Source organism: Aporhodopirellula rubra, from assembly GCF_014192335.1.
Classification (GTDB): domain Bacteria; phylum Planctomycetota; class Planctomycetia; order Pirellulales; family Pirellulaceae; genus Rhodopirellula; species Rhodopirellula rubra.
In genome coordinates this window covers 291,266-301,378 of the sequence record NZ_JACHXU010000009.1, presented here as the reverse complement: position 1 = coordinate 301,378, position 10,113 = coordinate 291,266, and the positions used below count along the sequence as shown (strand labels likewise).

General features: G+C 55.2%; 8 protein-coding genes. 5 read left to right on the top strand and 3 right to left on the bottom strand.

The genetic code is table 11. The features are described 5' to 3' along the window. Positions 1-258, top strand: a 258-nt coding sequence (locus tag FHS27_RS14505) for an IS4 family transposase (protein WP_315854567.1), incomplete at its 5' end; no start/stop codon positions are given. Here the strand turns inward: FHS27_RS14505 and FHS27_RS14500 are convergent. Further along, entirely contained in the window at positions 251-397 is a 147-nt protein-coding gene (locus tag FHS27_RS14500; RefSeq protein WP_184305615.1) for a YqaE/Pmp3 family membrane protein, read from the bottom strand. The genes FHS27_RS14505 and FHS27_RS14500 overlap by 8 nt on opposite strands. 151 nt (positions 398-548) lie before the next feature. Further along, positions 549-1,883: a hypothetical protein gene (locus FHS27_RS14495; protein ID WP_246419786.1), complete on the bottom strand. Its 1,335-nt coding sequence runs from the start codon at positions 1,881-1,883 to the stop codon at positions 549-551. Between the two features lie 289 nt (positions 1,884-2,172). On the opposite strand from FHS27_RS14495, the gene FHS27_RS14490 reads away from it, so the two are divergent. Next, entirely contained in the window at positions 2,173-5,784 is a 3,612-nt protein-coding gene (locus FHS27_RS14490) for a mechanosensitive ion channel domain-containing protein (protein WP_246419784.1), read from the top strand. A 16-nt stretch (positions 5,785-5,800) separates the two neighbouring features. Here FHS27_RS14490 and FHS27_RS14485 read toward each other — a convergent pair whose 3' ends face one another. Further along, positions 5,801-6,724 carry a LysR family transcriptional regulator gene (locus FHS27_RS14485; RefSeq protein WP_184305613.1) on the bottom strand — a complete coding sequence of 308 codons (924 nt, stop codon included), beginning with the start codon at positions 6,722-6,724 and terminating at the stop codon, positions 5,801-5,803. A 163-nt stretch (positions 6,725-6,887) separates the two neighbouring features. Between FHS27_RS14485 and FHS27_RS14480 the strand changes: the two genes are divergently transcribed. The 3 genes from FHS27_RS14480 to FHS27_RS14470 are packed head-to-tail and all read left to right on the top strand — an operon-like array spanning position 6,888 to position 10,113. Beyond that, positions 6,888-8,447 (top strand): MFS transporter, encoded by a 1,560-nt coding sequence (locus tag FHS27_RS14480; protein WP_184305612.1) that lies wholly within the window; start codon positions 6,888-6,890, stop codon positions 8,445-8,447. Beyond that, positions 8,444-9,487 carry a Gfo/Idh/MocA family protein gene (locus tag FHS27_RS14475; RefSeq protein WP_184305611.1) on the top strand — a complete coding sequence of 348 codons (1,044 nt, stop codon included), beginning with the start codon at positions 8,444-8,446 and terminating at the stop codon, positions 9,485-9,487. Before FHS27_RS14480 ends, FHS27_RS14475 begins: the two co-directional genes overlap by 4 nt. Then, the gene (locus tag FHS27_RS14470) at positions 9,484-10,113 is read left to right on the top strand and encodes a cyclase family protein (RefSeq protein WP_184305610.1); all 630 of its coding nucleotides are present in this window, start codon (positions 9,484-9,486) and stop codon (positions 10,111-10,113) included. Before FHS27_RS14475 ends, FHS27_RS14470 begins: the two co-directional genes overlap by 4 nt.

Here is a 10,113-nt window from a genome sequence, read left to right as displayed (position 1 = left end):
GCTCGGGTCGACGGCGATGCCAGTTGCGAGGATTACTTTGAGGCCAGTGAGTGGAAACCCGCAATGATGGTTGCCACGAAGACGCGGAAGCTTCCCCCGACACCGCCGACGATCGCGGAGTTCATGCTGATCCTGGCAAAGCTAGGAGGCTACCTAAATCAGAAAGGCCAAGGCCCGCCTGGATCAAAAACCATCTGGCGAGGACTGCGGCGAATGGAAGCCTACCGCGAAGCCTACACCGTCTTCGGAACTAGCTAATAAGATGTGGGCTATAAAGAGGGATGAGCCCCAGAAGCGTTAGGACGCAGTTGATCCAAAAGTATTTGTTGGTTCCGAATTGAACGTAGACGGAAGCCGGCGGCAATACGAACGCCAGCAAAAGACGGATAAAGTCCATGATCTGCTTCTTCGTTAGTGAACTCGAATGCGTTCACGTGTATGAGTGAACGCCTGAAACGAAGAAAATCAATGTCGCAACCGGCGTGCCGGCAACCCGGTGGTTTCGAGAACGATGCAGCGATCGTAATAAATACAGCCAGTAAATCGCGTTACTCGCGGCCCAGTCCGAGTTGCCGCAGAAGGCGTGTTTCTCGGTTGAAGTGCCGCACATCATCGGGGTTTTCGACGACAGGCAGCCGAACAGGACGAGCCGAATTTCGGGTTTGCTCATCGTATGCCGCCGAGGCCTGTGATTCGCGGATTGGCGACCAAGTTGACGGATCTTCTATCGGCGACCCGCCGGATGCGGGCGGGGAACCGTCGGGAACCGGTGGGCTGGAAAGTGACGCGGCAACTTCAGACGGTTGGATCGGACTGAGTCGTCCTTCTCGCTTCATCTCGCCATCGTTCAGCATTTCAGTTTCGTCTGACGACGCCACCTGTGACTGCATTGAGTCGCGAATGGTTTGTGCCGACAAGGAATCAATCCATTCGACCAGCGTGCGAACCAACGCGGTCTCGTGTTCCGCGATAGGTGGTTGTTGTTTGGCTCGTGACAACGTTCCGGTTTCCACCTCTTCTCCGTGGCACTGCGTTGCCATGGTGATGAGGGCACTCGAGGATGGACGGTTTGGATCGCAATGCGGCAGGGTTGATTCGAGGTTGGCGATCGATCCGCGCTGCGTGACACGTAACGCACCGCTCGGTGGTAAAACGAGGTTCCAATTCGTGGCAACGGGCGCATCGTCGTGATGGCATCGTGCGCATCGTGAGATGAGAATTGGCTGCACTCTTGCTGTGAATCGATGCAGCGAAGCGGGAGCGGTGGTCGGATTGATCGGCAATTCGGTTCGATGCTGCATCGAATCCAATGCGGGGCGTTCGACCGAGTGGCTGGCCGGTTGGATTTCATTGACCGAGGACGATTCGACGTCGAGGTTCATCACGGCCACGGCGGAGTCTTCATCGAGTGAATCCAATTCGGCCAGCCGGCGCAATCTCGATTCGAGTTGCAGTGCGACGGGATGGTTCGGCGAGGCGGAGTAGATCTGCATCAAGAGCCGTGTCGCTTGATCAGGAATTCGCTGGTCAATGCACCAACGCAGGTCGGAGATCAAAACATTGATTGATGGCAGAGTTCGGCGCCGTTGTGATCGAACACGAGCGTGGTACAGGCTGATCAAGTCATCCTCGACTGCGAGCACTTGATTGGCACGTAAAGTCAATTCGGCTTCGTGCCCACGCCTGACGATCACGGAGGATCCACGCATCCAGACCGTTCCACTTAGGACGCGGTCATTGTTGAGCAGCACGTATTGCGTTTTGTTCGAAGGCACGCCTGTCAGCGGCGAGCCAGCGAGCGGGGCGTCCGCGAGAGTTGGTTGATTTCCCAGCCAGGGCATCAGGACGCACAGGCAAATCAGCAATTGCCAGCAAGAGTTCATGATTTGACGGGGACGTGTGGTTTCGGTTCGATGAAAACGACGCGGGATGACGGCGTGGCGATAATCGCCCCGTTGGTTTTTGGGAGCAGAGGATTCAAGCAACGCGCAGCCGCATATTCGCACCGCAAATGGCGTGAGAGAGGTCTTTTCGGAACGGTAATGGCTAGAGGAATCGCCCATACTTCCATCGGCTATCAAAATGGGCTCGATTCTGTCAAGAGAAGCCGCAAAATCGCTTAACGACTTTTGCCCTTTCGGCCCTTTGCATTGATTTCACAAACTACGCCACATGTTGCGACAATCTAGATATTTCGAACGAGCCTTCGAGCGACGCCCTGCCCCGTGGTTTGGCGGTTTGTGGCCGGGCGTCCATCACTACCGTGCGATTTCCTATCATGCAATTTCATGGTTGGCAGTGGTCGTGCTGTGGGGGGCCGCGTGCTCGGTAGCGTCAGGGCAGGAAGCTCCCTCGGTTGCGATTGGGCGAAACCTTGCCTCGCTGCCGATTCATCACGTCGCGGTCGCGACGCCGTTCCAGGTTGCTGACTCATCGACGTCTCGCACGGGTTCTATTTCGATAGATTCGAAAACACCACTCGAGCTGACGCCACTGACAAACTCCGAGGCCGTCGCCAACGAGTTGGCTCGGGTCAGTGCTGACGAATCGCTCGACCCGATGTTGAAGGATCTCATCGTCACCACGTTGCAGGATCTCACCAAGGTTTTCGCCAATCAGCGTGCGGCAGCCGATGCGGTTGCTGGATTCGAAAAGTCGTTGAAGCAAATCGACAGCGACAAAAAGGCCGCCAAGAAGGAATCCGAGCGAGCGCTCGAAGAACCGTCCGATATCAACGATGAATTTCTCAACATTGATGAGGTCAAGCAAAAGGTCGTCCTTGCCGAATCGCAGTTAGTGGCCGCTCGTGAACGACTGCAGAAAGCGGATGCCGCGATCGCGTCACGTAAGGCTCGGTTGGAGAAATTACCGGGTGAGATCTCTTCGCTTCGTCGTGAAATCGAAACGCTCGAAGCCTCGTCCGTCGGCGAACTCAATGACGATCCCGATGGGAAGTTGAAGCATGTTCGCGAGTCACTATTGGTGGCTCAGCTCGCCACCGCGAAGCAACAGCTCGATGCACTCCTTCGCGAACAAATGTTGCTTGAGGCGCAGGCCGATCTCCTGCCCCTCCAAAGTGCCGCTGAACAACGGAACGTTCGCCAAGCCGAATTAGTCGACGAGCGATGGTCTTCGATCTTGCAGAAGCGAAGACAGAGCCAGATCGAAGATGACCTGAAAGAATACGAACAGGAAATCGCAGCCACGGGGGGCGACGCCGAGTCATCTCAAATCCTCAAGCTCCGAAAGGTTTGGATTGATATCATTAGCGAGACCGATCAGGCCAGCCGGATGTTGGCGAAGGAAAAGATCGAGACCGATAAATGGTCGGAGCGATATGCCGACACACAAGCACTGATCGCGGAGGCCAATCGGACCGGCGAGCGACTGTCCAGCAGCGTGGGGCTGCAGTTGCAGTTACTGAAGAACCGATTGCCATCACTCAGCCAAATCGGCAGTACGATTTCAGCGGTCGATCGGACGATCGAAAAACGACGCGACCTGCAACGACAACTCGAATTAACTCTTCAGGGCATCGACGATTCTGTTGCTGGTGAGTTGCCGATGGAGGTTTTCTCGAATCGGGTGATCCTCGGGAACAACCGGAGTTCGAGCAATTTGCCTGCGACGGAGGTTGAGTTGCTGGTCAAGTTTATCTCTGACCTCGAAACGCACCTGACCAAACTCGCTGAGCGTCGTCGCGAGTTGGAGAGCCTGCGCAAAACCGTCTCTCAACTATCGTCGCTGATCGAATCGCATATCGTTTGGATCCGAAATGAAGCGGTGTTTCGTTTGCGTGATATCCCGTTGGCGTGGCGGTCATTTCGGTGGATCGTCCACCCACGTCATCTGAAGTTGCTGGCCATGCGGTTGTTCGAAGGCTATTGGAACCGCCCCGAATTGATCGTAATTGCGTTTGTTGCCTTGGCGACGATTCTGGGACTGGGGGCACGATTGAGGCGCCGGATTATCGAGCACGGAAAGAAGGCCTCGAGTCGTCAGAATCTTTCGCTTCATCCCACATTTGCGACGTCGTTGTTGTCGTTTGCTTTGATGCTGCCTTTGATCGCGTTGCTGTGGGTTACGGGCGACGCCTTTATGGCATCGGGCGGTGAGGAGCCGCTCGTTCGAGCGATCGTTCAGGCACTGCATCTCGCCGCAATCGTGGCGTTCCCGATTGAGTTACTCCGGCAATGGTTACGTCCCCAGGGGCTCGCGATTGCTCACTTCGGCACCGACGAAGATTCGATTCGTGGCTTGCGCCGCTGGTTACGAATACTCATCGACATCGGGTTGCCGCTGCTCATCGTTTATGTCACGACGGCGCAGCTCGGCCGATACCAACTGACGCAGGCTCTCAGCCGGTTGATGTTTATCTCGGCCATGGTGCTGCTCAGTGTTGTGTTGTGGCGGACGCTCGAGCCAAAGAAAGGGATTTTTTCTGTCGAGATTCGTGAGAACCCTAACGGTTGGTTGGCACGTTTGAGACACATTTGGTTTCTGCCGATCGTTTGGTTGCCGATCGTGTTTGCGATTGTTTCGATCATCGGTTACGGCAGCGCGGCGGAGGTCTTGGTCGAACAACTCTATTACACGTTTTGGCTTTGTGTCGTCGCGTTTTTCATCGGCGGAACAGTGCGGCGATGGTTGCTCACTCAGCGTCGACGACTTGCGTGGGCGGTGCACCGCGAACGATTGGAAGAGGCCGATCGGATCGGTTCGGTCGGAGTCGATGTCGAGCAACCCGCCAGTATGGAAGCGTCTGAGATCAGCGCGCAAACGAGCCGTTTGCTCAGTACCTTCTTGGCGATTGGGACACTGATCGGCGTCGCTTGGATTTGGTCACCGGTTTTGCCCGCGGTCGGCTATCTCGAGTCGATTCAATTATGGACGAGCGTTGATGACAAGAATGAAATTGTTTACATCACGCTCGCGGATGTGGTGAAAACCATTCCGATCGTTGTGCTCACTTGGGCGTCGGTGCGAAACCTGCCGGGATTGATCGAAGGCGTGCTCTTGGAGCGGTTGCCCCTGGAAAAGCCGGTTCGATACGCAATCACAACACTCGGGACCTATGCGTTGATGGCACTCGGGTTCAGTCTGAGTGCGAAGACGCTCGGTTTGCGATGGGACAACATTCAATGGTTGGTTGCGGCTCTCGGCGTCGGTCTCGGTTTTGGGTTGCAGGAGATTTTCGCGAACTTTGTCAGCGGGTTGATCATTCTGTTTGAACAGCCGATCCGTGTCGGCGACGTTGTCACGCTCGGTGACACCACCGGTGTTGTCGCACGGATCCGCATGCGAGCGACCACGATCACTAATTGGGATCGTCAGGAGTTGATCATTCCGAACAAAGATTTGATTACAGGTCGGTTGGTTAACTGGACGTTGACTGACACGACGAACCGTGTGGTGGTTCAGGTCGGGGTCGCGTACGGAAGCGATACCGATCAAGCGTGTGAGTTGCTAAAGAAAATTTGCGGCGAGCACAGTTCGATTTCGGATGACCCTGCACCCAATGTGACGTTTGAAGGTTTCGGTGATTCGACGTTGAACCTTGTGCTGCGGTGTTATCTCGCCGATCTCGACAACCGGTTAGCCGCGATTCATGAGTTGCATACGATGATCAATAAAGAGTTCAACGCCGCAGGGATCGAAATTGCGTTCCCACAGCGTGATCTTCATTTACGATCGATGCCCCAGGAGTTGATGAACGCACTCCTTTCGTCGAAGTCACGAGATGCGTCGGCCTCATCGGGCACGTCAAATGGAGAGGCGACCTGACTTCGGTGCGTCGTTGTTATTCTTCAGTTTCGATGCGTTTAACGGCTTCGATCAATTCCAGCATCGGTTCGGTAAGCAATCGTCCTCGCCGCCACATGAAGACGATTTTGCGTTTACCGAGTTGTTTGCTCAGTGACCTCGTGGCTAACTTTTGGCAGAGGTCTCCCTGTCGACGGCCGGCCAGAATTCCAACCCCGACCCCTGCCGCGACGCAGGCGATGGTGAAAGCACTGTTGTCGGTTTCGATGTGAATGTTGGACACCAACCCTTCGCGATGAAACGCTTGCTCTAACGCGTCGCGTCCGTGGGTGCCAGCGGCGGTCACCACCAAAGGATGTTTGGACAATTCCCGCAAACTGTTCGAACGCGCTTTCGCGTACGGGTGTGATTGGCTGCAAACGGCCAGGAACTCAACCGTGTAGGCCGGTTCGTAGTGAATCGCAGTGGAACTTTGGTGGAGTCCAGGTTCGAGCGTTAGTGCGATGTCGGCTTCATCGGCGAGCAACAGTTCTAATGCGCGTCGCTCGTTGCCCTGGCGGATGGCGAGCCGGTTGGGGTGTTGTTCGTGAAATTGAGCGAGTGGTTCGGCAAGGTCTTCGATCATCATCCGGACGCCCGACACCAAGCGAATCGTTTGCTTGCTCGGTTCGCGACTCATTCGTTCGAATGTGGATTCGAGCTGAACGAGAATGCCGTCAATCTCTTCGTAGAGTTGTTGTGCCGCGGCGGTCGGCCGGACTTGTCGTCCGACACGGTGGAACAGTTCTACCTCATACAACTTTTCGAGCGCGTGAATGTGCTGCCAAATCGAAGGTACGGAGAGGTCCGTGACGCGGGCCGCCGCAGCGTAGCCACCTTGCTGGATTACATGTCGAAACGTGTGCAAATGAGCGATGTTAATCGCGGAGGAGCGGAGAGCAGATTCGACAGAAACATTCATTTCGGATTCCTGAATGATCGTTAAGGAATATTTAATTGTACCGAGCGAACGAGCCAGTACAATCATCGCCGAAGCTGACTGTCGTTGTTGCTTTTTGGGGATTCGGAACCCCCTAAAGGCTACCATGGCGATAACCCGAACGCCATTCTCTTATCTGTCTTTGATGAATCCTGTTGCCCCCACATCCCAGCGATTCTGGCTTGTTTTCCTTGTGTTTTTGCACACGGTAAATACGTACATGGATCGCGTTTGCATCTCTGCGGCGAAGGGCCCGATGCAGGATGAGATCTCGGGTTTGGACGACCAGATGATGGGTTACGTCTTTGGTATTTTTGCTATCGGCTATGCGTTGTTTCAAATCCCCGCTGGCTGGTTTAGTGACCGCGTTGGTCCGCGATTGGGGCTGACGATTGTCGTCGCGATTTGGAGCATTTTCACTGCCATGACTGGGGCGGTGTACACGGCGATCAGTTTGTTGGTTGTGCGTTTTCTGTTCGGTGTGGGCGAAGCGGGCGCTTATCCCGGTGCGACCCGCGCGATGTACAGTTGGCTGCCCGCGAAAGAACGCGGTTTAGGACAAGGGATCTTTCATTCGGGGGCACGCATCGGGGCGGCGTTGTCGTTGGTTTTGATGCCGATGCTGATCTCCGCAATCGGTTGGCGGATGACCTTTGTTGCTAACGCTGCGGTGGGTTTGTTGTGGGGAGGAATCTGGTGGTGGTGGTACCGCGATGATCCCGCGAAGCATTCGAAAGTCAACGCGGCCGAGTTGGAATTGATCCAGCGTGGGATCGCCGAAGAAGCTGCGACGGAATCCAAGGTCCCCTACGTCCAGGTCGTCACGTCGTTAAACGTTTTGTTGGCGATGTTCCAGTACGCGGCGAGTAACATTACGTTCTTTATCAGCATCACATGGTTGCAACCTTATCTGGTGGAAACGTATGGCAGCGAGTATGCGTACTTGGCTTCCCTGCCGTTGCTGTGCGGCGCCGTGGCGTTGTGGCTGTCGGGTTATGCGGTGACGTATTTGCACAAACTTGACATGCCGGTGATGTCACGCCGTTTACCAGCGATGATGGGTTTTGCTCTCGGGGCGATCGGGCTTTTGCTATGCACGCAGGTCACGGAATCGACGAGCGTGTGGATGTTCATCTTCTTCTTTTCCATGGGAACATTTGGCGTTGAGATGACGCTTAGCCCGAGTTGGGCGTTTTGCATGGACATTGGTGGGTCGCGTTCGGGCGCGGTATCGGCCGCGATGAACATGGTCGGTAACATGGGCGCCGCGGTCAGTGCAGTGGCGTTTCCATTCTTTGTTGCCAACGTGACCGTCCCCGGGATTGCCGAAACGACGGGGACCGCGAATTCGTTTTTTCTTTTCGCGGCGGTGATGAACCTTTTAGCGTTGGGTGCGTGGTTGTTAATGAACCCGCGGCGTGAGCTGAAAGAGATTTCCTCATCGGCATTGAAGATTCGCCTTGGGGCATTCTTGGCGATGTTTTTGTTGGTGATGGCTGCGCTGCTCTACACCAAATTTGTCTACGAACCAAAGCGTGAGGCACGGGAAGGGACAGGGCATGGCGGTGTGTCTTGTTTGTTGGACACAAAATGTTTGCTCGATGCGAAATTCGAGGGGCACGGATTCTGTGGCGGCTTTCATTCCATGCCCGAGGCCGCAAGTAATGTGGGTTCAACGCGTATCGAACGGGGCGCGTTGGTATGAAAAAACTCAAAGGAGTCGCTGTCGGTGCGGGCTACTTTAGTCAATTTCATTTTGATGCTTGGGGGCGTCTTCCCGAGGTCGAGTTGTCGGCTATTTGTGATGTGAACGCGGAGGCTGCTCAGGAAGCGTCGGGCAAATACGGCATCGAGAAAACGTATGCCGACGTCGGCGAGATGCTGGACCAAGAAGCACCGGATTTCATTGACATCATTACGCGTCCCGATTCGCACCTCGCGTTGGTTTCCGAGGCTGCGAAACGTGGTATTGCGGTGATCTGTCAGAAGGCGCTCGCGCCGTCGATCGACGAAGCCAAAGAGATTGTTCGCGTTGCGGAATCGGCATCAGTGCCCTTGATGGTGCACGAGAACTTTCGCTTTCAACCATGGTATCGAGAAATTCGTCGCCAAATCGAAGACGGCGCGATCGGCGATCAATTGTTCTCAGTCGCGTTTGAGTGTCGGATGGGCGACGGTTGGCAGTCGGATGCGTATTTGGCTCGCCAGCCGTACTTCCGAGAAATGCCTCGGCTGTTGATCTTTGAGACTGGTGTTCACTTCGTTGACACGTTCCGTTTCCTCGCGGGAGAGATCGATGGGGTGTTCGCAAACCTGACCAAACACAATCCCGACATTGCGGGTGAAGATTCGGGAACGGTGTTGTTTGAGTTTGCGTCCGGTGCCAATGGGATTTGGCAGGGGAACCGATACAACGAGCCGACGTCGGCTGACGCGCGTTTTACGTTTGGTGAAGCCGTTGTCGATGGCAGCGGTGGGACGTTGCGACTCTATGGCAACGGGCAACTCACGGTTCAGCCGCTGGGGCAACCGGAACGTGACATCGAATATGCGTGTCATCGGCGTGGGTTCGCGGGCGATTGTGTGTTCGCAACGCAACGGCATTTCGTCGACAGCCTTCTCGCGGGAACGGCGATGGAAACGAGCGGGCGTGAGTACTTGAAGTCGTTGGCGGTGGTCGATGCGATCTATGATTCGTCGCGATCCAAGTTGCCGGTGAGAGGATTGGCGGGGGATTCAAAATGAGAGTGATCGATCTAAGTCTGACGGTCGACGGTGAGATGCCCGGCGTGAGCATTTCTGTCGCCAAACGGCTCGAAGTGGAAGGTTGGAACGCGACAACATTGAGTCTTTATTCCCATTGCGGTACGCACATGGATGCGCCCCGACATTTCTTGAGCGACGGTGCGACTCTGGATCAACAGGACCTGTCCGTCTGTGTTGGTGATGCGATCGTTATCAATCTCGCCCCGGCGGCACCGAAACAGTTAATCAGCGTTGCCGATCTCGGAACTCATGCGGAATCGATTAGTGCGGGATCACGGTTGTTGTTTCGAACGGATTGGCACAAACGGTATGGCACACCCGAGTATCGAAACGAGTTGCCGCGAATTTCGATGGAACTGGCGGATTGGTTAGTTGATCGCCGGGTAGCAATGATCGGAGTCGAGCCACCCTCGGTCGCCGACGTGAACAATGCCGTTGAACTCACCGCCGTCCATCAAACACTGTTTCGCGGAAACGTTTTGATTGTCGAGGGGCTCGCGAATTTGGACCAACTCACACGAACCAGCGTGGAGTTTATCGCGCTGCCGATGAAAGTAGGCGGCGGTGACGGTTCGCCGGTCCGGGCGATAGCGATTGAGCGATAA

Excerpts from the sequence above, each read along its gene's own strand:
- FHS27_RS14500 (WP_184305615.1), bottom strand. The coding sequence starts at position 397 with ATGGACTTTATCCGTCTTTTGCTGGCGTTCGTATTGCCGCCGGCTTCC.
- FHS27_RS14495 (WP_246419786.1), bottom strand. The coding sequence starts at position 1,883 with ATGAACTCTTGCTGGCAATTGCTGATTTGCCTGTGCGTCCTGATGCCC.
- FHS27_RS14490 (WP_246419784.1), top strand. The coding sequence starts at position 2,173 with ATGTTGCGACAATCTAGATATTTCGAACGAGCCTTCGAGCGACGCCCT.
- FHS27_RS14485 (WP_184305613.1), bottom strand. The coding sequence starts at position 6,724 with ATGAATGTTTCTGTCGAATCTGCTCTCCGCTCCTCCGCGATTAACATC.
- FHS27_RS14480 (WP_184305612.1), top strand. The coding sequence starts at position 6,888 with ATGAATCCTGTTGCCCCCACATCCCAGCGATTCTGGCTTGTTTTCCTT.
- FHS27_RS14475 (WP_184305611.1), top strand. The coding sequence starts at position 8,444 with ATGAAAAAACTCAAAGGAGTCGCTGTCGGTGCGGGCTACTTTAGTCAA.
- FHS27_RS14470 (WP_184305610.1), top strand. The coding sequence starts at position 9,484 with ATGAGAGTGATCGATCTAAGTCTGACGGTCGACGGTGAGATGCCCGGC.